This window comes from Bifidobacterium miconisargentati (assembly GCF_019331675.1).
Classification (GTDB): Bacteria; Actinomycetota; Actinomycetes; order Actinomycetales; family Bifidobacteriaceae; genus Bifidobacterium; species Bifidobacterium miconisargentati.
In genome coordinates, this window is sequence record NZ_JAHBBJ010000016.1 from 50,996 (window position 1) to 73,184 (window position 22,189).

Sequence of the window (22,189 nt, forward strand, 5' to 3'; positions counted from 1 at the left end):
CGTATCGATGACGGGACTACTGCGGTTTGGCCGCGCAGGCGATTGCGGGATTCGCGGACATCTGACGGCTCTCGCGCACGATCGACACCTGGATGCAGGTCTGCGCACCATCCTGCGCGTCCACGGTCACCTGGGTGTCCTTCGTGGTGGTGGTCGCGGCGCTCTGATCGGCCGTACTGCCCTGCATGATCGCCCACGCATAGGTATCGCCGTCCTGTGGGTCGGGATTGGTCCAGGTGAAGGTCACGGAGGAACCGTCCTGCGCGTACGATCCGGTGACGTTCTCCGGCGAGGGCACTTGCGCGTTCGCCGTATCGGTGATCACGTCGTCGTCCTGTCCGTTGCGATCGCCGTCGTTATCCGACGTGCCGGGCGTCGCCAGCTGCCGGGCATCCGAACCGGCGGCGCTGTCCATGCGAGGCAACACCACGAACGCGAACACCAGCCCCACGGCCGTCAACGCCGCCACGATGGAAGCCGCGATGGCCACGGGCTTGCCCCAATGACGTGGCGCGGCCGCCATCTGGCCGGTCTGATCCGTGACCCTGCGGCGACGTTCGATATCCTTCGGATACGGCGGCATGCCCTCCACCGTGACCGGCGTGGCATGACCGTAATACGCGAACTGCACGCGCTGCATGGCCCGCGCGAACTCCAGCGCCGAGTAGTAGCGTTGATCGGGATCCTTGTTCAACCCGCGGCGCAGCACGTTCTCCACCTCGGCCGGCACGTCCGCGCGGTTGATGCGCGGCAGTGGCTGGTTGATGATCAGGCTGATGAGCTCCGACTGCGAACGCGGACGATATTCATGCTGATATGGCGAGCACCCCACCAACAGCGCGTACAACGTGGCCGCCAACGAGTAGATGTCGGCCGCCTCCGAGCCGTTGGTCAGATGCTGCAGCACCTCCGGCGGCGCCCACGGCGGCGAGAACCCCGTCTCGGTACGGTCGTAGACATCGGTGGAAATGCCGAAATCGGCCAATACCGGCAGCCCCTGCGACGTGATGAGGATGTTGCTGGGCTTGATGTCGTGATGGATGATGTTGCTGCGATGCGCGGTGAACAGCGCGCTCGCCAGCTTGATGCCGAGATCCAGCACCTGTTCGCAGGTCAGCGACTGGGCCTTCATCATGCTGTTGTAGGTGCCGCCCGGAGCGTATTCCACCACGATGAACCCATGACCGTCCGAGGTGACGCCCGCGTCATACACCGGCAGAATATAAGGATGCGATGAAAGCTTGGCCATGAAATTGGCCTCGCGGTTGAACAGGGCCGCCGCCTGCGGGTCAAGGGTCTTGGCGCTGACCTTGACCGCCACCGGGCGGGCGGGCATGCGCTGGTGATACAGGTATACGGTCGCCGTGGCGCCACTGCCCAGTGTCTGGACGAAATCATAGCCGGGCAGCTTCGGTGGCCGGCTCGGTGCATTGGCCATAGTCTTCCCTCTCTCGGGCGCGGATGCGTCTCCACGGCATCCGCTCACTTACCATACAGCCGACGATACCGCCGAATATTGCGGGCGGTAAAATTTTTCCCTCCCCAAAAACCGGGGTTAGGCTTGAGCCATGACTGACGGATTGCATGCTTCGGACCTGCTGGACGGCCTTGACCGCGACGGCGCGGCAAGGCTGGTGATCGGTGCGCCCTGTTCGGGCAAGACCGAGTTCGCGCTCGCCGTGTTGGAGGACGGCCTGCGCCGTTACGGCACCGCCGGCGCGGTGATGGCCGTATCCGGTCGTGTCGCCGCCGACGCCTTGGGCAACCGCGTGGTCCGTGATTTGGGGGCTTCCGGGCAGGCCAGGCCGGTCACCACATTGGGCGCGGTGGCCTTCCGCGCCATATCGGCCGCGCGCAGGGGCGAGGGGCTCGTGGCCCCGAGGCTGCTCAACGGCGCCGAGCAGGATGCCTTGTTGCGGCAGGTCATGGCCGTGCATGTGGGGCATGCCGTATCCGGAGACGATTGCGCCACCTGCGCGCTGCTGCGCGGGTACTTCGCCCAGAACGACTGGGCCGGGCTGGTCCATGAAGCCGCGGCGGAGGTGTCCGTGCAAGGGGGTTCCGCCGGTTCGGGGGACTCGGGCGCGGGCTCCACCAGCGCGAACACCTTCGCGCAAGGCATTTCGGATGCTTTCATCGGCCAGTTGCGAGACATGCTCGCCCGTTTGGACGAACTCGGCATCGGGGCGGCGGAGGAACCTCGCCTGCTGGGCGCCGCCGCGGCCGATGCGAGACTGAGCGTCCAATGGAGTCTGGCATTCGCGTTGCGGCGTGAATATATCGCCGCGCAAGGTGAGGCATATCCGGGCCAATACCGTTTGGACGCCTCCTATCTTCTGGTGGCCGGCGCCCGCGCGGTGCATGACATGGTTGCCGCGCATGCCGGGGAGGGGAAGACCCCATCCGGCGATGAGCCGGAATCCGGTGCCTCCGCAGCGGTTCGCGGGCAGGCCGATTCATGGTTGCGGTCGCTTGACGTTCCCGAACTGCTGGTGGTCGACGACGTCCAGGACACCACGTTGGCGGGAATCCGATTCCTCGAGGAGCTCGGCAGGGCCGGTGTGAAGCTGGTGCTGGTGGGAAACCCGGATGAGGCCGTGCAGACCTTCCGCGGCTCATACCCCGAATACCTTATGCGGCGCATCGTGAACGGGCCATTGCATGCCGTCGAGATGGCATTGACCCGTGCCTCGGGCACAGGACTTCTCCCGTCCGTCCGGGACATATCGGAGTGGACCTCCGCCATCGCCGAGAAGGATGGTCTTCCGGAATCCGGTGGGGAAGCTGCCGATCCCGGCGCATCGGATATCCCCGAGGCCTGGCGTTCCGGTGCCAGGGCGGCCGTGGCCGCATCCCGCGTCTCGCTGTCGATTCCCTCGCCGGAAGAGGAGCCGCTGCCACTGGCCAAAAGGCCAGAGAAGCTGACATGCGCTTTGCGGACAGGCCTCGCCGATTCCTCTGGTGATACCAAAAGCGCTGCGGACGGCGGCGGAGCCGATGCCGTTCCGACCGATTCCACGCTGTCCGCCGAACTGTACCGTTCACCCCGCGAGGAGCTGGACGACGTGGTCTGGCGCATCAAACGCGCGCATCTGGACCGTCAGGTGCGCTGGAACGACATGGCGGTCATCGCGCATGACAACGCCACCGTCCGTCTCTACGGGGAACGGCTGCGCCGCGATGGCGTGCCGGTGCGGTACTCGTCGGTCACCCGCCCGCTGAAGGACGAATCCTTCGTGCAGGGATTGTTCGCTCTGACCGAGCTGGCACTGCTTCGTCATGAGGGCATCGCCGATTGCCGGATGAGCCTTGGCGAGATCGCCTCATATGTGCGTGCGCGGGTCACGGCGGTGGTGAACAGTCCGCTGCTGACCGTCGGGGCCAAACCCGGCACCGGCGGCCCGGCCCGTCTGGCACCCATCGAATCGGCGCTGGAGGCATTGGAATCATTGTCGGCGCTCGCCGGAGAGGACACCATGCTGTCCGGGCTGGCGGCAGCCTGGCAGACACTGCGTGAAACATACCGTGAAACGCATTGTGATGGTGGCGCAAGCCGTGAAACGTCTCGTGAAACACAGGCGGGCAGCGTGACGGTGGATGACAGCGTCATCCACGGCCCATCGGACGGTGATCTGGCCTTCGGTGCCGATGCGCTGTTCGTGATGCTCGCATTTGACGCGCCGCAGGCACCGTCGGATGCCGTCATCGAGGCCGTCGGCGAGGTGCTGGGCAAGGACCCCCAAGCCCGGGCGTTCGACCGCCTGTGGACGCTGGTGGATGTCGTCAATCACGGATTGCTGCGATTGCCGCCCGATCAGCGCCGCCGTCCGTCCTATGTGCTGTCCCTCGCATGGAACGCCGCAGGGGTCGCTCCGGTATGGCAGCGCGCGGCATTGGAGAACACCGATGACGGGCGCGCCGCCAATGACCGGCTCGATGCGGCCATGCGCCTGTTCCAGTTCGCCGAGGACTCCACCGCCGACAGGGACATCGCCGGATTCATGGCGCAGGTGCGCGGCATGGAGGTGCAGGCCGATTCGCTGGCGCACATCGGGCCGGTGGAGGACGCCCTGACGCTCACCACTCCGGCGGGCGCTGCGGGCCGCCATTGGCGGTATGTCTGGCTGCCGGTGATCCAACAGGACGTCTGGCCCAACCTCGCCGGACGCAACACCCTGTTCGGCGGTGAGGACCTCGCCGACCTGGTACTGCATGACGGCGCCCGCCAACCTGCCGAACCGGGGCATGACCCGCGGCTGGCCGCCGTCCTCTCCAGCGAGAAGAAAAGTCTCCTCGTGGCGCTGACCCGCGCCTCGCGCAACGTCACCGTCAGTGCGGTATGGAATGACGACGCCACCCCTTCGGACTTCCTCTTCGGGTACCTGCCGGAGCATTACCCGCGCAACAGGGCGCAGGCACGGTTCACGGCCGTGGGCGGCGAGACCTCCGAGACCCGGCATGAGTTCGCGGGACTGGATGCGGACGCGCGTGGACTGGTGACCGCCGCCCGCGTGATGCTGACCACGGCCGAACCGGAGTCGCCGGAGGCTCGGGATGCCATGAAAACGCTGGCCCTGCTCGCCGAACACGGCATCGCCTCCGCTGACCCGGATGACTGGGCCTTCATGCCGCCGCATGATGACGTGACGTCGCCTGGGGGTGAGGGAAACGAGACCGGCGTGGGCGGCGTTTCCATGGATAATGCCGCTGCTACGGCCAATGATGTCGCCAAGAACGATGGCGTCACGGCCGACGATGCGGTTGCGGATGATGGCGACGGACATTGCCCCATGGCCACGCTGTCCCCGTCCGCCGTGGACAACCTGTGGGCCTGCCCGGTCTGCTGGATGCTGGAAAACCGTTTCGCTGGCCCCCGTCCGGGGTCGGTGGCCACCGGTTTCGGCACGCTCATCCACGCGGTCGCCCAACAAGGTAGCGAGGAAGGGCTGGACCGGCTGGACGAGCATTCCGAATTCATGGAGACCCTGGGGCTGGACGGCTCATCCACGCCAAGTCAGCGCATCGCCGCGGTCGCCGCACGACTGGACGCCATCTATCAGGAGAAACGCTCGGATCCCGAGTCCATCGCCGATACGCGCGATCGGTACGCCGCCATGCGCAAGGACGACTCCGCCGCGGACATGCTGGCCAACATCGCCGACTATTTCGTGGCCGGCAACGGCAGCCCCTCCTCCTATTTGGGCAGGAACGCCGAAGCCGTACGACTCGGCCGACTCGATCACGTCGACTGCGAACGGGAATTCGCCGCCCGCTTCGACCTGAACGACATCCTCGCCGCATACAACGCCATGGAGGACATTCGGCCCATCGACCGAGCCACCTTGTTCGCATGCATGGGCGCGCTGGTGGGAGGCTGGCCGCAAGGCATGAGCGAGGACCTGACCGTGCGCCTGTCCGGCCGCATCGACCGCATGGAAACCCGTATACAGGAGGACGGCAGCACGAGCATCCGCCTCATCGACTACAAAACCGGCAAGGTGCCCACCACCAAGCAGATCTTCAACGATTTGCAGTTGGTGTGCTACCAGCTCGGACTGACCTTCCCCGAAGGACGGGCGCGCGGTGCCAAGGCGCTCGCCGCCATGCCGTACATCGCGCAAAGCGAACTGTTCCACGTCGCCCAGAACACCGCCCCGGCGCAAAGCTACGCGCCGGAAGGCGTCTTCCAACCGCCGCTGTTCCGAAACGGCGCATTGAACGAGGAGCCGTTCACGCCGCGCTTCCACTACAAATCCCCGGACACGTTCTATGACGTGCCGTGGCCCGATGCCTCCACGCCGCCGGAAGGCGTGAGCGGCGAAGACTGGGAACGGTTCACCAACCTCGCCGGCACGCAGGCGATGTGGGCGCTGACCATGATCGCCCGCGTGTTCTACGCTGCCGCCGCCAGCCGGTCCGAGGCGATCACGGCCCATCCCCAGCCCACGCATGTGGCGTTCTGCCGCATGAAGCACATCTGCCCGGCCTGCGCGGGGCAGATCGACACCGTATTCGAAACGAGGCAAGCATGAGTACGTTCACCCCCACCAAGGAACAGGCCGCCATCATCGACGCCCCGGTGGATGCCGACGTGCTGGTGGTGGCCGGCGCCGGCTCCGGCAAGACCTTCACCATGACCCAACGCATCATCGCCCTCATCCACCGCGGCGTGGCCCCCGAACGTATCCTCGGCCTGACCTTCACCCGCAAGGCCGCGGGCGAACTGTTGGAACGTGTCTCCGCGGCGGTGGCCGGCGAGATGCACGATGGAGAATCGGGCTCCAGTGCCGTGCCCGGCGACCGCGCGTTCCTCAAACCCGCCGTCTTCACCTATGACGCCTTCTTCCAGACCATCGTGCGCCAGTACGGTCTGCTGGTCGGTTTCAACCAGAACACCCAACCCCTCAGCGAGGCAGGAGCCCTGCAGCTGGCCACCGAAGTGATCGATGAGCACATGGATCTGGCCCTCGGCGAGGATTTCGGTGCGTTCAACACCCTCGCCGGCCAGGTCCTGGCCCTGTCCGGTGCCATCGGCAGCGCCATGATCGGCTCCGGCTGCACCAGCTTCGAGGACGCCGTCGAACGGGTACGCCAATGGGACACCGCCTTCATCGACCGGCTGGAACAGGCCATCGGCGATGAGACCATACCTGACGCCGAGCCGCGCATCGTCACCGTCAAACGCACCAAAAAGGATACGGATGCCAGTTGGCAGGCCAAACTGGACGAGCGCAACGGGCAACTGCACGCCCGCTGCGTCTACCATTGCGGCGAACTGCTGACCGTGACCCGCAAACGCGAGATCCTGCTGAAACTGGTGGAGGCGTACGCCCAGGCCAAACGGGCCCGCAATATGGCGGAATTCTCCGACTTCACGTTGGCCGCATACCAGCTCATCGAACGATTCCTCTCCATCGGGGAACGCATGCGCCGCCGGTACAGCCACGTGCTGCTGGACGAATACCAGGACACCTCCACCACGCAGGCCGCTCTGCTCGCCGCGCTTTTCCACGTCGATACGACGAACAATGCGACCGCTGGCGCGTCCGGCATGCGGCCGGCTGGTGCGGCCGCCGGCGACGCCGAAAGCTCGGCCGTCAACGCCGTGGGCGACCCGTTCCAATCCATCTACGCATGGCGAGGAGCCAGCCCCGGCGCCTTCCGCATGTTCCAACGGGACTTCCATATGCCGGCCGGCTCCAAGCCGTTCCCGCTGACCGTGACCCGGCGCAACAGCCGCATCGTGCTCGAAGCCGCCAACGACCTGACCTTGCCGTTGCGCTCGCGGCCCGAACGCCCGTCCAGCTCGCTCATGAGGGAAGTGGACGTCTCGCCGCTGGATGCCATGCCCGACGCTCCGGAGGGCACGTTGGGCATACTCGGGTTCGAGACCGCCGGTCAGGAGATCGACGCGGTGGTGCGCTTCTGCAAGACAGCCATCAGCCGGTTCCGCAAGCCCTCGGACGATCCGTGGAACCCCGGATGGGTGTACCCCAAGGGCCAGTCCCAGGACGAGAAGGCCCCGGTCGCCGTGCTGTTCCGCTCCAAATCGCGTATGCCCGAATACCAGGAGGCATTGGAACGGGCCGGCCTGACCACGTTCGTGGTGGGATACTCCGCCCTGCTCGAACGCCCGGAGATCCGCGATCTGCTGGCCCTGCTCCACGTGGCGGCCGACCATACCGACACGGCCTCCCTCATGCGGCTGCTCGCCACGCCGAGGTTCGCCATGTCCGCGGCCGACCTGACCGCCCTGGCACGGGCCGCGGAGGAACGGAACACCGAACGCCGGTTCCAGGCCCTGGTGCAGGCGGGGCTTGCCAAGCCGGATACCCCCAACGCCGAATGGGCGGCGGTCGTGCGCGAATACCGCGATCAGGTGGCCAACGCCGTGTTCCTGCCCGATCTGCTGCTGCGCTCGGACGTGGAGCACCTTACCGAAGCATTGAGCGAACCGGGACGGCATGCGGTTGCCCGCGCCGCCAAGGCGCTGCGCCGCACCCAGCACATGGTCGGCCATCCGCTTGCGGACGTGATCCGCGCCGCCGTCGAGGCATTGGATCTCGACATCGACACCGTGGTGGCGGGAGCATTGCGCAATCCGCAACATGCCGCCAACCCCACGCTGGCGCATATGCCCATGAACGCCATCGTGGATCTGGTGGACACCTATACGCAGGAGATCGCCATGGGCCAGACCGCCACCCTGCAGGGATTCATGACGTGGGTGGACCATCTGGCCTCGGTGGAGGACGAGGCCGCCAGCCTGCCGGACGGGCCCGTGGACGTGGAACTCATGACCGTGCACCAGTCCAAGGGCCTGGAATGGAACGCCGTGGCCGTGGTCGGGCTCACCGCGGGCGGATTCCCCAGCAACCAGGGCGACCACCTCAAAGTCACGCCGGATGAGGAACGCACCGGAGGCACCGAACAGGGACGATGGGCGGCCCCCGAATACCACGAGACCGCCGACTCATGGCTCACCAACCCGGTGGCCGTTCCCGTCCCCATGCGCGCCGACGCCGGCATCCTGCCGCGTTTCCCGCATGACGCCGACCCGGACGCGGACCCCATCGCATCGCTGCAGGCTCTCGACGATGTGGAACTCATCGATGACGAGGCCTTCGGCTCCATGCGCAAGGTCGGTGACGGCGTGGACGAGGTGGATCCGTCCGGCTGGTATCTCACCCAGACCGAGGAATACGGCCGCCGTCTCCATGCCGATGAACGTCGCCTGATGTACGTGGCGCTCACCCGTGCCAAGGAGGATGCGCTGCTGACCTACTGCCGTCACGCCGGGGAGCCCGGCCGTGACCCCGCCATGGTGTCCAAGGGCTCAAGGGCCTCGTCCCCCTCCAATTTCTGGCTCGAAGTGCATGACGCGCTCCACTCCCATACCGGCGTGGTCGCCGCCGAAGTGAGCATCGAAGCATATGCGGGGGAGAAGGGTGGCTCGCCCCTGGTCTCGACGGACGGCGAACCGGTAGCGCCGCCCGAAGGCTTCTTCGTGGGCGAATACGCCGCCGAATACGGCGCAGCGGTGGTTGGTGCAGCGTGGAACACCCCCATCGAACAATCCGAACGGGTTGAAGACCTGACTTGGCCGGCCTCACTGAGCCCGAAGACGGTCCGCCGCCTGACCAACGGCACCGAACAGGTCCGCAAGCTCATCAAACGCGCGGCAAAGGATGCAGAGGACACGAAACTGCGGGAATCCAACCGTCCAGCAGATATCTCCGTCCATGGCGCAGCGGCTTCCGCGACCCAGGCGGCCGGTGCCATTCCTGAAGACACCGAAAACGCCGAGGTCGTCGCTGCGGAGAATGCCTCCGCGCATGACCCCGGACCCCTGCTGCAACGCGCCCAACTGCTGGTGAACGATGCCGATCTGATGGCCGGCTCGTTGGAGGGCGACGATCTGGACCGGGACGTCAAGGCCAAGGCGCAGCGCATCCTGACCGCCGGCCGTCAGAACGTGACCAGCCTCCAGGCCCGCGTGGGCGGCATGGGGGAGCGCGAGGAACGCGCCTACTGGCGCGGCATCATACGCCCGATTCCGCGGGTCTCCTCGCCGGCTGCCGAACTCGGCACGCGATTCCACGCCTGGGCCGAGCAGTTCGTCAACGCCGGAAGGCTGGACCAGGCCGCGCTCTCTCGCGATGCCAAGGAAACCGTCGGCGATGGTGAGGGCACGGTCACACGGGAAGAGCTGATCCGTGCGTTGGCGGCTTGGACGGGCGGGAACGGCGACCGGCCCGGCGAAAGCGGCGGAACCGTCGGGAGGGTCTTTGGCGGGAGCATCCCGCGACCCGACGATTCGCCCGACGCCTCGCAACCCGACGATTCAACCGCACCTGATCAATCCGGCGATCCGGCCGGACTATCCGCGCAGGAAGGCAAGCTCCGGCTCTGGCAGCAACGTCTGGCTGAATCGAGATGGGCCGAACGCACGCCGGTCTGGGCGGAACGGGCCATCGTGGTGGACGTGCCCGGCATCGGCCTGGTCAACGGCAAACTGGACGCGGTCTTCGCGGGCGGCCTTGACCCGGCGGACGGCACCAAACGGTATACGGTCGTCGACTGGAAAACCGGCCACAGACCCGTCAAACCGGAGGACGAGATGCGCAAACTCGCCCAGCTCGACATGTACCGGCTCCTGCTGGCCGCAGTCGAAGGCGTGGAATTGGACAGCATCGACGCCACTCTCTACTATGTCAGTGAACCCGATGAGGGCCGGCGCGAGCTGCATGCCCGCGCGAAAAGTGAAAAGGAGATCCTTACCGAGTTGAGCTCCGGCATCCCCGAACAATCCGACAACGACTGAACCAGCAAAGGTTCATGACCCCGTCCGCACCTCGCCCGTCGGCTTGGAACAGGCACGGCGAACACGCCGCCCGTTCCGAACGGACACGCAAGACCGTTCGCCCATGATGGGCGGACCAGACAAGGCAGGACAGACAGGGTCCGCGGTTGAAACGCACCGCGTGACGTTGCTCGGGGACCGCTACCCTCGGATGGCATGTGTGGGCGGGCGCACATGCCGGAACACACCCCAGTAAGGAGTAGAACAACCATGTCCACGACTCGTACGGCAACGCAGTCGCACCAGTCCGACCAGCCGAGCCCGACCGCCGAACCGCAGGCGAACGGAGCGCAGAACACGCAATTGGCGCAGGCCGTGCAATCGACGCAAGCCGGCAAGCCGCAGCCGGTCGTCAAGTCGCCCCAGGCTGCCGAACCGTCCCCGGCCGCCCACCACTCGCCATACCAGCGCCTGTTCACCCTGCCCGGCACCAAGGCGTTCTGCCTGTCCGGCGCCGTGGCACGCCTGCCGATATCCATGATGAGCCTCGGCATCGTGCTGGCACTCAACCACATCTACGACAACTGGACCGTCGCCGGCACCATGAGCGCCGTCTATGTGCTCGCCATGTCCTGCGTCACCCCGTTCTACGCCCGCGCCTTCGACCGGTTCGGCCAGGCCCGGGTGGGGCGCACCGCGCTCGCCGTGCAATTGGTCGCCATGCTGTCCTTCGCGTTCGCGGCGCTGGTGCGCGTGCCGATTCCCGTGCTGTTCGGCCTGGCCATCATCATGGGCCTGACCCAGTTCTCCTTCGGCGCGCTCGTGCGTACCCGCTGGGCATATGCCCTGCGCGGCGTGGAGGACGGCGAGCAACTGCTCAACACGGCCTACGCCATGGAAGCCGCCATCGATGAGATCGTATTCATCCTCGGCCCCATCCTGGCCGCATGGCTGGCCACTTCGGTGCATCCCGTCTCGCAGCTGTTCGTGCCCACGCTGGCTTGCGGCATCGGCGGCACCGTGTTCCTCTCGCTCAAATCCACCCAGCCGCCGGTGATGATCGAACAGATCGAGGTGCGTGCGGCCTCCGGCGGATCCCAGGCCGGTACGGCCCAAGCGACGGCGGATTCCGGCAATACGTCCGGCGAGGCTGACCAGCTCACCCTGCGCCAACTCAAGCGCAGCGGCGCCAAGCCCAAGAGCGTGCTGCTGTACGGCGGCGTGCTGCCGCTGCTCGTGGTGTTCATCGTGTTCAACATGAGCTTCACCTCGTTCGACGTGTCGATTACCGCCACGATGAAGGGCATGGGCTTGGAACCGTTCCTGGGCCTGCAGCTGGCCATGTTCGCGGTCGGTTCATGCGTGGGCGCACTGATCTTCGGATCTCGGCAGCTCAAGGGCTCGCACTGGGGGCACATGGTGATGTTCCTGGCGCTGCTCACGGTGGGATACCTCTTCTTCCGCGTCACCATGGACAACCTCATCCTGCTGGGACTCATCGAGATCCTGACCGGCCTGACCGTTTCGCCGCTGTTCGCCACCGGCAACCTCATCGTCAAGGACCTGGTGCCGCCCGAATCGCTGACCGAAGGCCTGAGCTGGGTCACCACGGCCGGCACGGTGGGCACGTCCATCGGCTCGTCCGTGGCGGGCATCGTGCTCGACGCCGCCAACCCGCATGTGGGCATGCTGCTGCCCTTCGCCTTCACACTCGCCGCGGTGCCCCTGGCCCTCCTCGGCTGGCGCCTCTCCAAACGCCGGTAGCACGCAGCTCGTCCGATTGGAACTTCGGTTAGTCTGGCTCCCCTCTTTGAGGATATTGCCGTGAAGCAAGCAGCGGAGCTGTTTGTAGGCGATGTGCGAGACGACAGTCGAGCCAGCACAACGCGAACGAAGTTCGTCCTTAATTGCAGGACGAGCTGTCGGCGAAGCCGACTGAGGGGAGCCCGATGTACACAGCGCGGACAAACCGTTGGCGGCAACGTACGCGGGTGATAGGCTGAGTGCCGATCAGTGCCGCGGCAGAAACGCGGCGGGAATGCCGAGAGGCGGTCGAACAGCCAAACAGGCGGACAGCCGAATGCAACCGGCAACCAATAATCAGGCAGCAACAGCACCTGCCGGGCAACCCGGCGGGAACGGACAGCAAGGGGAGAACAACGTGATCAAGGTATCTGTGGTCGGCGCCAAGGGCCGTATGGGCTCGCACGTGGTCGAAGCCGTCAACAACGCGCAGGACACGCAGCTGGCGCTCGCGCTGGACGCGGGCGACGACCTGACCGCCATCACCCCGGACAACACGGACGTGGTGGTGGAGTTCACCGTGCCAAGCGTGAGCCTGAACAACGTGCTCACCCTGATCGGCCAGGGCGTGGACATCGTGGTGGGCACCACCGGCTGGACCGAGGAGAAGCTCGCCCAGGTCAAGGCCGCCATCGCCCAGGGCCCGCGGCCCGAGACCCAGAAGGTGTTCATCGCCCCGAACTTCGCCATCTCCGCCGTGCTGGCCGACTTCTTCGCCGTCAAGGCCGCCAAGTACTTCGAATCCGCCGAGGTCATCGAGCTGCACCACCCCACCAAGGTGGACGCCCCCTCCGGCACCGCCATCCACACCGCCCACGGCATCGCCGAAGCGCGCAAGGCCGCCGGCATGGCCCCCGTGCCGGACGCCACCGAAACCGACGGCGGCTCCCGCGGCCAGGTGATCGACGGCATCCACGTGCACGCCGTGCGCCTGCGCGGCCTCAACGCCCACGAGGAGGTGCTCTTCGGCAACGCCGGCGAGCAGCTGACCATCCGCGCCGACAGCTTCGACCGCACCAGCTTCATGCCCGGCGTGCTGCTGGCCGTGCGCAAGCTCGCCGGCGACGCCCCCGCGGGCCTGACGGTCGGCCTCGCCAACTTCCTCGACCTGTGAGGCCCTAAAAATACATACAGAACAAGGTTCCGTTCGGCCGAAGCGACATGGGTCCCGCGGAACTACCCCTCAGTCAGCTTTGCTGACAGCTCCCCTGACAAGGGGAGCCGGGAAAAGGCCATGTCACCCACGCCAATCACGGCATAACGGAATCCATAACCACGCAACCAAAACGCAATCATCCATCAACAGGACGCTGCGCACAGTCTCGCGCAGCGTCCACAACGGGAAGTACGGTGAACACTATGAGCGAGCATGACATGCATCTTCTTGACCCTGCGCCTTTCGGCCGAATCCTGCCGGCTATGGTCACCCCCATGAAGTCCGACGGCAGCGTTGATTTCGAGGCCGCACAGCAGCTCGCCAAGCATCTCGTGGCCGATGGCGCGGACGGTCTGGTGGTCAATGGCACCACCGGTGAGTCGCCCGTGACCCACATGGACGAGAAGGTCGACCTAGTTCGCGCCGTCAAGGAGGTTGTGGACGTTCCGGTGATCTCAGGCGCCGGCTCCAACGACACCGCCCACACCGTGCGCATGGTCGAGCAGACCCAGGAGGCGGGCGCCGACGCGGTGCTCGTCGTCATGCCCTACTATTCCCGTCCCTCCCAGGACGGCGTCGTCGGCCACTACAAGGCCGTCGACGGATCCGCCGAGAAGCCGATCATCGTCTACGATGTCCCCGGCCGCACCGGCCTCAAGGTCAAGGTCGAAACGTACGACCGTCTGGCCGAACTCGAACACGTCAAGGCAGTCAAGGACGCCACCGGCGATCTTGCTGCCGCAGTGGAGAAGCAGCAGCGCACCGGCCTCGCCTGGTATTCCGGCGATGACGGCCTGTTCCTGCCGTTCCTCTCCATCGGCGCCGTCGGCATCATCTCCGTGATCGCCCACGTCGCCTCCAACCCCATGCAGCAGCTCGTGCAGGCGTTCGACCGCGGCGACATCACCACCGCGCGCCGCCTGGCCAACCAGCTCGCCCCGCTCGTCCACGCGCTCAACGGCGACGGCTACCAGGCCGTCATGGCCAAGGCCGCGCTCAAGGTCAAGGGATACATCCCGAACACCACCATGCGCCTGCCGAACGTCGGCCCCGACGCCAACCAGCTTGAAAAGGCCACCGCGGGCATGCGAGCAGCCGGCTTGCTGTAATACGGGCTGAAACCCGTCGCCCCTGCAAGACGAACAGAGGCACAACAAGAAAAACAAACAGGATATGGCAGAACAGAAGAAAACCAGCAAAAACAGCAATTCGCGTCGCCGTGGTTCCGCGCGCCGCAACAGCAATGGTGCGTCCACCCGCACCACCCGCACCTCGTCCCGTGGCAACGCCTCCCGAGGCGCCGCGTCCCGCAAGCCGGCGAACCAGCCGGCGACCGCGCCCCAGCAGGACGCCGTCCTGATCGCCCCGCCGAAGTACCGCAAGGGCTCCATGCGCATCACGCCGCTCGGCGGCCTGGGCGAGATCGGCCGCAACATGAACGTGATCGAATACAACGGTCACCTCCTGCTCATCGACTGCGGCGTGCTCTTCCCCGAGGAGGAGCAGCCCGGCGTGGATCTCATCCTGCCGGACTTCAGCTACATCAAGAACCGTCTGGACAAGGTCGACGCCCTCATCCTGACCCATGGCCATGAGGACCACATCGGTGGCGTGCCCTACCTGCTCAAGCTGCGCCCGGACATCCCGCTGATCGGCTCCAAGCTGACCCTCGCCTTCGTGGACGCCAAGTGCAAGGAGCACCACATCAACCCCACCAAGGTCGAGGTGCAGGGCCGCGACCGCCTCAAGGTGGGCCCGTTCGACCTCGAGTTCGTCACCGTGACCCACTCGATCCCGGACGCCCTGGCCGTGTACGTCAAGACCCCGGCCGGCTCCCTCATCGACACCGGCGACATCAAGCTCGACCAGCTGCCGCTCGACCACAAGATCACCGATCTGGTGGAGTTCGGCAAGATCGGCGAAAAGGGTGTGGATCTGCTCATGATGGATTCCACCAACGCCGAGGTGCCGGGCTTCGTCAAGCCGGAGACCTCCATCGGTCCGGCGCTGGACCAGGCGTTCGCGCAGGCCAGCCGCAAGATCATCGTGGCCAGCTTCTCCTCGCACGTGCACCGCGTGCAGCAGGTGGTGGACACCGCCCACAAGTACGGCCGCAAGGTGGTGTTCGTGGGCCGCTCCATGGTGCGCAACATGTCCATCGCCGCCGATCTGGGCTACCTGCACATCCCCGAAGGAACCGTCGTGGACCTCAAGCAGGCCAATGACATCCAGGACGACAAGCTCGTCTACATGTGCACCGGCTCCCAGGGCGAACCGATGGCCGCCCTCGGCCGCATCGCCGACGGCAACCACCGCGACATCCACATCAACGAGTTCGATACCGTGATTTTGGCCAGCTCCCTGATTCCGGGCAACGAGCACGGCGTGTACAAGGTCATCAACAAGCTCGTGCAGCTCGGCGCCAAGGTGGTCAACCGCGACAACGCCGCGGTCCACGTCTCCGGCCACTGCAACGAGGGTGAGCTGCTGTACATGTACAACATCGTCAAGCCCAAGTGCGCCATGCCTATCCACGGCGAGAACCGCCACCTGGTGGCCAACGGCCTCATCGCCGTCAAGACCGGCGTTGACCCGCAGAACGTGGTCCTGGCCGAGGACGGTGACGTGGTGGATCTCTACCACGGCAAGGCCGCCGTCGTGGGCTCCGTGCCCTGCGGCTACGTGTACGTGGACGGCGACTCGGTGGGCGAGCTCACCGACGAGGAGCTGGAGAAGCGCCGCATCCTGGGCACCGAAGGCTTCGTCTCCGCGTTCATCGTGGTGGACACCGAGACCCATGAGGTGGTCACCGGCCCGAAGATCTACCTGAACGCCGTGGCCGAGGACGAAAGCGAGTTCGACAAGGTCCGCCATCAGATCGTCGAGCAGCTGAACGACGCGATGATGCAGGGCACCAAGGACACCTACAAGCTGCAGCAGATCATGCGTCGCACGATCGGCGGCTGGGTGGCCCGCCAGCTCCACCGCAAGCCGATGATCGTGCCGGTCGTGGCCGATCTCGCGCAGGACGTGGACGCCGCCAGCGTGGTGGAGAAGCAGTGATTCCGCAAACGCGGCACACGCACTACACTGGAAGCGATAACTACAGCAACCACCGATAAAACTGACCTATGAAGGCCCGGCGAATCCCGGAAACCGCGGAACGAAAACCCGCGGCCACCGGAAGTCACCGGGCCATCACCATGAAAACGCACTTATATCGCTGCTGCTAAACGAGAATCGACGTGGCCCTTACTCGGCTCTTCCTGTCAGGTTGTCAGGGAGCCGTCGGGTGAAGCCGACTGGGGAATGGTCCCGCGGGACTGTGCGCCGATTCCGTCTGCAGGGGCACAGGACGACCACCACAAGGAGTAAAGGAGTACCAGCATGCCCGGTTCCAATCTCACCCGCGTCGAGGCCGAAGAGCGCAAGGCCGTAGTCGAGGCACCGATTCATTACCACGTCAACCTCGATCTGACGGTCGGCCCGAAGAACTTCGGCTCCAAAGCGCTGATCTGCTTCAACGCCAAGCCCGGTTCCTCGACCTTCCTCGACCTGATCGCCGACGAAGTGACCTCCATCGAGCTCAACGGCCGCGCCATCGACCCGGCCACCGCGTTCGTGGACAACCGCATCGAGCTGACGGACCTCAAGGAGAAGAACGAGGTCACCGTCACCGCCAAGTGCCGCTACTCCAACACCGGCGAAGGCCTGCACCGCAGCGTTGACCCCTCCGACGGCAACATCTACCTGTACTCCCAGTTCGAGGTGCCGGACGCCCGCCGCGTCTACGCCGTCTTCGACCAGCCCGATCTCAAGGCCACCTTCGACTTCAAGGTGCTTGCCCCGGAAAGCTGGATCGTGACCTCCAACATGCCGGCTGCCTCCGTCGAGGCCGACCCGCGCGAGACCCTGGACGGCACCCTTGGCGAGAAGCCGAACGAGAGCACTCGCCTGTGGTCCTTCGAGACCACGCCGGTGATGAGCTCCTACCTGACCGCCATCTGCGCCGGTCCGTACGCCGAGTGGCACACCGAGTACCACAACGAGGACGGCCGCACCATCCCGATGGCCCAGTACTGCCGCCAGTCCCTGGCCGAGGCGTTCGCCAAGGACGTGGACTACCTGTTCGACATCACCAAGAAGGGCTTCGCGTTCTACGCCAAGACCTGGGGCGTGCCGTACCCGTACGCCAAGTACGACCAGATCTACGTGCCGGAGTACAACGCCGGCGCCATGGAGAACATCGGCATGGTCACCATCCGCGACTCCTACGTGTTCGAGTCCAAGGTGACCGACGCCCTGGCCGAGCGCCGCGTGGTGACCGTGCTGCACGAGCTCGCCCACATGTGGTTCGGCGACTACGTGACCATGAAGTGGTGGAACGACCTGTGGCTCAACGAGTCCTTCGCCGAGTTCACCTCCACGCTCGCCACCGCCGAGGCCACCGAATGGCATGACGCCTGGGCCACCTTCTGCTCCGGCGAGAAGAGCTGGGCCCTGCGTCAGGACCAGCTGCCCACCACGCACCCGATCGTCGCCCCGATCAACGACCTCAACGACACGTACGTCAACTTCGACGGCATCACCTACGCCAAGGGCGCCTCCGTCCTCAAGCAGCTGGCGTTCTACGTGGGCCGCGAGCAGTTCTTCGAGGGCATCCACAACTACCTCATCAAGCACTCCTACTCCAACGCCACGCTCGCCGACCTGCTCGACGAACTGGCCCAGACCTCCGGCCGCGACCTCAAGGCCTGGAGCGCCAAGTGGCTGGAGCAGTCCGGCATCAACACCATCGCCTCCGCCATCGAGGAGAACGGCGACGGCACCATCGCCGAGCTCAAGCTCACCCAGACCGCGCCCGCCGAGTACCCGGTCCTGCGCCCGCACCGCCTGGCCATCGGCTTCTACAACGAGGACGAGGCCACCGGCAAGGTCGTGCGCACCGACCGTCTGGAGCTGGACGTGGACGGCGAGACCACCATCGTCGCCGAGGCCGCGGGCAAGCAGCGCCCGGCGTTCGTGCTCGTCAACGACGAGGACCTGACCTACACCAAGATCCGCTTCGACGCCGAGTCCCTCGCGTTCGCCGAAGCCAACCTGCACCGCTTCGACGATGCGCTGGCCCGCGCCGTCACCTGGCTCGCCTTCTGGGACATGACCCGCGACGGCGAGTTCCCGGCCGAGCGCTTCGTGGACATGACCCTGCGCCTGCTGGCCACCGAGACCGAGTCCACCACCTTCCGTTACGCGCTGGCCTGCATGAGCACCACCGCCCACCACTACGTGGCCCCCGCCGCCCGCGAGCAGGTGCTGCGCCACGTGGCCGCCGAGCTGTGGAAGCTCGCCAACGCCGCCGAAGCCGGTTCCGACACCCAGTTCCAGCTCATCACCGCCTACCTGGGCTACGGCGAGGAGGGCGATTCCGCCTTCGCCGCCAACGCGCACGGCCTGCTGGACGGCACCGTGAGCCTGCCGGGTCTTGAGATCGACAACAACTTCACCTGGACCATCGTCAACGCGCTGGCCTCCGTGAACGAGTTCGGCGAGGCCGACATCGACGCCCAGCTGGCCAAGCGCGACACCACCGAGAACCGCGAGTTCGCGCTCGGCGCCCGTGCCGTGCGCGGCCTGGCCGAGGCCAAGGAATGGGCCTGGAACGAGGCGCTCAACAACGCCGAGCTGACCAACGCCCAGTTGGAGGCCGTGGCCCGTGGCTTCTCCGCCACCCCGCGCCCGGACCTGGCCGAGCCGTTCGCCGCCAAGTACTTCGAGACCGTGGACTGGATCTGGGCCAACAAGACCTACCACATGGCCGAGGCCCTGCTCAACGGCCTCTACCCGGGCTACGCCGACCCGGCCACGCTGACCGAGCTGGGCGACGCCTGGCTCGCCTCCCACGCCGACGCCGACAACGCCCTGAAGCGCCTGATCGTCGAAAACGTGGCCTCCTCCCACCGCACCCTCAAGGTCCGCGAATACAACGCGGCCCTCTGATTGGCGCTGCAGGTGCCTCACCTCGGCTCCCCTTGTAGGACATTGCCGTGAAGCAAACAGCGGAGCTGTTTGTAGGCAATGTGCGAGACGACAGTCGAGCCAGCAAAACGCGAACGTAGTTCGTCCGTAATTGCTGCAGAGCTGTCAACCGCAGGTTGACTGAGGGGTAGTACCGAGGAGTTCGCCCCAGGCCCCGTCCACATAGCAAAAGAAAACCCGCAATCCGCACCTAACGGCGTATCCTCGCTCAAGGTCAAGGCCGGCGCGCGTCCACAGTCAACGACGTGCCGGCCGCACAACGTGAGCATTCGAGAGGACGTCAAGGGATGATTGCGGGTTTTTCCATAGTCTCGTTGCTGCTGATCCTGCTGGCCGGCATCGGTGCGGGATTCGTGGGGTATGCGGTGGGCGCGTCCTCGCTGGTCTCCTACCCGGCGCTGCTCGCGTTCGGCATCCCGCCCGTGCTGGCGAACGCCTCCAACACCGTGGGTGTGGTGGGCACCGGCATCGGCGGTGTGATGGGTGCGCGGCGTGAGCTCAAGGGGCAGTCCCTGCGCGTGATCACGTACGTCACGATCGGCGCGATCGGCGGCATCGCCGGCGCGTATCTGCTGCTGGAACTCGACCCGTCCGTCTTCGAATTCGCGGCCCCCGCGCTGATTCTGTTCAGCTCGCTGATCATCGCCGTCAATCCGCGCGGCCGTATGCAGGCCAAGCAGGCCGCCGCCGACGCCGCCGAACAGCTGCGCGATACGTCCGCGGAGTCTGGTGCGAAGGCCGGCGAGGCTGCTGGTACCGGGGCGTCCGGCAAGTCTGGTGCGGCTGTCGCATCTGCCGACAAAGTCAATACGATTGCCGCCAAGTCCGCCGCGACCGCCCCTGCCCATCCGCATCCGGTCGTCCAGCCGTCCGACCAGCCGGTCCAGCCGATGAACCAGGACTCATGGTGGGTCTGGCTTGGCGTGGTGGCCGTCGCCATCTACTCCGGCTACTTCGGCGCCGGTGCCGGCACCTGCGCGCTGGCCGTGCTGGACGCCGCCAAAATCGGCCCGTTCCACAAGATCAACGCGCTGAAGACCCTCATCGGCACCGGCGCGAACATCAGCGCCTCGGTCGTCTTCATCATCAAGGGTGCGGTTGACTGGCCGGCTGCGATCATGCTGTGCATCGGCTGCTTCATCGGCGGATACATCGCCCCGCCCATCACGCGCCGCATCCCCGCCAACATTATGCGCGCCGCCGCCGTCATCGCCGGCATCGTCCTCACCGTGGACCTCGCCCTCAAGACCTACTGATTCATCGGTTCATCCGTGGAAGTCATCGTCAACGCTAAGGTTGACGTTTCTTCGCAATAGTGCCCTCAGTGTGTTATAAAGAAAAAGCCATCTGCCTGTGTTAAGGCAGGGGCTCCAAGCGCCGGGGGGTTTCCCCCGGCATTTTTTCCGCCGAAGGGGACGGATATGGGGGATATCAGCATTTTCGTGGATGAAAGTGGCACGCGGAACGGTAATTCCGAGTATTATCTGCTGACTTTAGTGTTTCACGATCAAAACGAGGATATTTACCGATGCATTCATTTGTATGAACATGCGTTGCTGGAACGAGGACTGCCGGACATACCTTTTCATGCCGGCCCGCTGTTCAATGGGCATGATGATTACGCTTCATATGCCATGAATACACGCAAGCAGTTGTTCACGGCATTTTACACCTTCGTATGGCATCTGCCGATTACATATGTCACGTTTGCGTATCGCAAGAAAGATCTTCGCGGAAGCAAGGATTTGGAAAAGAGGATGAAGCAGGATATCGTCGATTTTCTGTTTCGCAATCTTGATTGGTTTCAGCGTTATGAACAGGTAAAAATCTATTATGACGGAGGCCAATCAGTAGTGACGTATGCGATACATGCGGCGGCTGCATATGCGCTATCGAAGAATGCGGTGCAGTATCGTAATAGTTCGCCAAAGGAACACAGGCTTGCTCAGGTGGCTGATTGCATTTGTGCGTTGGAACTTACGTCGCATAAATACGATGATCATGAGGAGACCGCGACGGATGAAAAGATGTTTGGCGGCATTGGTGCGTTCAAGCGTAATTACTTGAAGAAAATCAGGCGGATGAGACTTGAACGATAGACAATGCCGGGTTGTGGGTTGGCATTTGCGTAACGTTGCCTCCGTATAGCGAAAAAGCTTGCGCGGTTGGTGCTGGGAGGGGATAGCTTCCCGATAGGGGGTATGCGGTTAGGCGAGGCGTGCGCTGATGATGTGCAGTCCCCGTCTGCCGTGACGTCGGTCGTCTGACCGGTTATATCGCACATGTCCACGATATGACGCGCAAAACACTTATGACAACGCTTGCATAAAAACTGGTGTACAATCGGAGTCGTCGCAAGGCAAACGTTTGCAATGATGCAGAAATGCAAGTGTTTTCAGCGCTTTCTGCAAATATGCTTGCATTTGCAGTTTTGCAAACGTTGGCGGAAATTTGTCTTGTGATACGGGCCAGCGTGGTCACTGCGCCGCACGCCGAACCGTCAATGACGACGCACGGGACAACCGAAGATGGCTGAACAAAGGCAACCATCCCAAAGGGAGGAGCGATGAGCGAACCAATGACGACCTCGTTCGCAAAGGGGGTGTCCAAGTCCAAAACGGGGAAGTGACGCCCGTGGTCTCCGTCTCGGCGGGGATGCCTCGACAGGTCGCTCTGATCCGAAAACCCCAATTCGTCTACCAACAATCAATCACAAAATCCAACCTGTAGAGAAAAGAACTCCAAAAGGAGAAAGAATGAAAAAGGAGGCTTCTGCTGTTTTCGTGGGTTAGGTTGCTGGTGTTGGTAGTTGGATGTTGAGTCCGCCGCATCTGAGCATGACGAGGCTGATGAGGTTGGTGACGTGGTGGAAGCCGTAGGCCATGCGGATG

Annotated in this window: 10 protein-coding genes; 9 read left to right on the forward strand and 1 reads right to left on the reverse strand. The window is 64.7% G+C overall.

Features of this window, described 5'->3' with window-relative positions:
- Positions 1 to 16 precede the first annotated feature (16 nt).
- A complete protein-coding gene (locus KIH81_RS09905; protein ID WP_214305164.1) occupies positions 17 to 1,438 on the reverse strand; it encodes a serine/threonine-protein kinase in 1,422 nt (473 codons plus the stop codon).
- 130 nt (positions 1,439 to 1,568) lie between these two features.
- Here KIH81_RS09905 and KIH81_RS09910 point away from each other — a divergent pair, with 130 nt between their 5' ends.
- From KIH81_RS09910 to KIH81_RS09960, 9 genes are all read left to right on the forward strand, one after another.
- Positions 1,569 to 6,032, forward strand: a complete 4,464-nt coding sequence (locus tag KIH81_RS09910) for a PD-(D/E)XK nuclease family protein (RefSeq protein WP_214305165.1) — start codon at positions 1,569 to 1,571, stop codon at positions 6,030 to 6,032.
- Positions 6,029 to 10,324: a UvrD-helicase domain-containing protein gene (locus KIH81_RS09915; protein WP_236029505.1), complete on the forward strand. Its 4,296-nt coding sequence runs from the start codon at positions 6,029 to 6,031 to the stop codon at positions 10,322 to 10,324. Before KIH81_RS09910 ends, KIH81_RS09915 begins: the two co-directional genes overlap by 4 nt.
- A gap of 516 nt (positions 10,325 to 10,840) precedes the next feature.
- Complete coding sequence (locus tag KIH81_RS09930; RefSeq protein WP_236029508.1) at positions 10,841 to 12,067, forward strand: MFS transporter; 1,227 nt, start codon at positions 10,841 to 10,843, stop codon at positions 12,065 to 12,067.
- Positions 12,068 to 12,464: 397 nt separating this feature from the next.
- Entirely contained in the window at positions 12,465 to 13,220 is a 756-nt protein-coding gene (gene dapB / locus KIH81_RS09935; RefSeq protein WP_214305167.1) for a 4-hydroxy-tetrahydrodipicolinate reductase, read from the forward strand.
- A gap of 245 nt (positions 13,221 to 13,465) precedes the next feature.
- Entirely contained in the window at positions 13,466 to 14,371 is a 906-nt protein-coding gene (gene dapA / locus KIH81_RS09940; protein ID WP_214305168.1) for a 4-hydroxy-tetrahydrodipicolinate synthase, read from the forward strand.
- 64 nt (positions 14,372 to 14,435) lie between these two features.
- A complete protein-coding gene (locus KIH81_RS09945; protein WP_109057514.1) occupies positions 14,436 to 16,325 on the forward strand; it encodes a ribonuclease J in 1,890 nt (629 codons plus the stop codon).
- Between the two features lie 324 nt (positions 16,326 to 16,649).
- Complete coding sequence (gene pepN / locus KIH81_RS09950) at positions 16,650 to 19,259, forward strand: aminopeptidase N (RefSeq protein ID WP_214305169.1); 2,610 nt, start codon at positions 16,650 to 16,652, stop codon at positions 19,257 to 19,259.
- A gap of 326 nt (positions 19,260 to 19,585) precedes the next feature.
- On the forward strand, positions 19,586 to 20,554 hold the full coding sequence (locus KIH81_RS09955; RefSeq protein WP_214305170.1) for a sulfite exporter TauE/SafE family protein: 969 nt from the start codon (positions 19,586 to 19,588) through the stop codon (positions 20,552 to 20,554).
- A 165-nt stretch (positions 20,555 to 20,719) separates the two neighbouring features.
- Complete coding sequence (locus KIH81_RS09960) at positions 20,720 to 21,397, forward strand: DUF3800 domain-containing protein (protein ID WP_214305171.1); 678 nt, start codon at positions 20,720 to 20,722, stop codon at positions 21,395 to 21,397.
- Positions 21,398 to 22,189 lie beyond the last annotated feature (792 nt).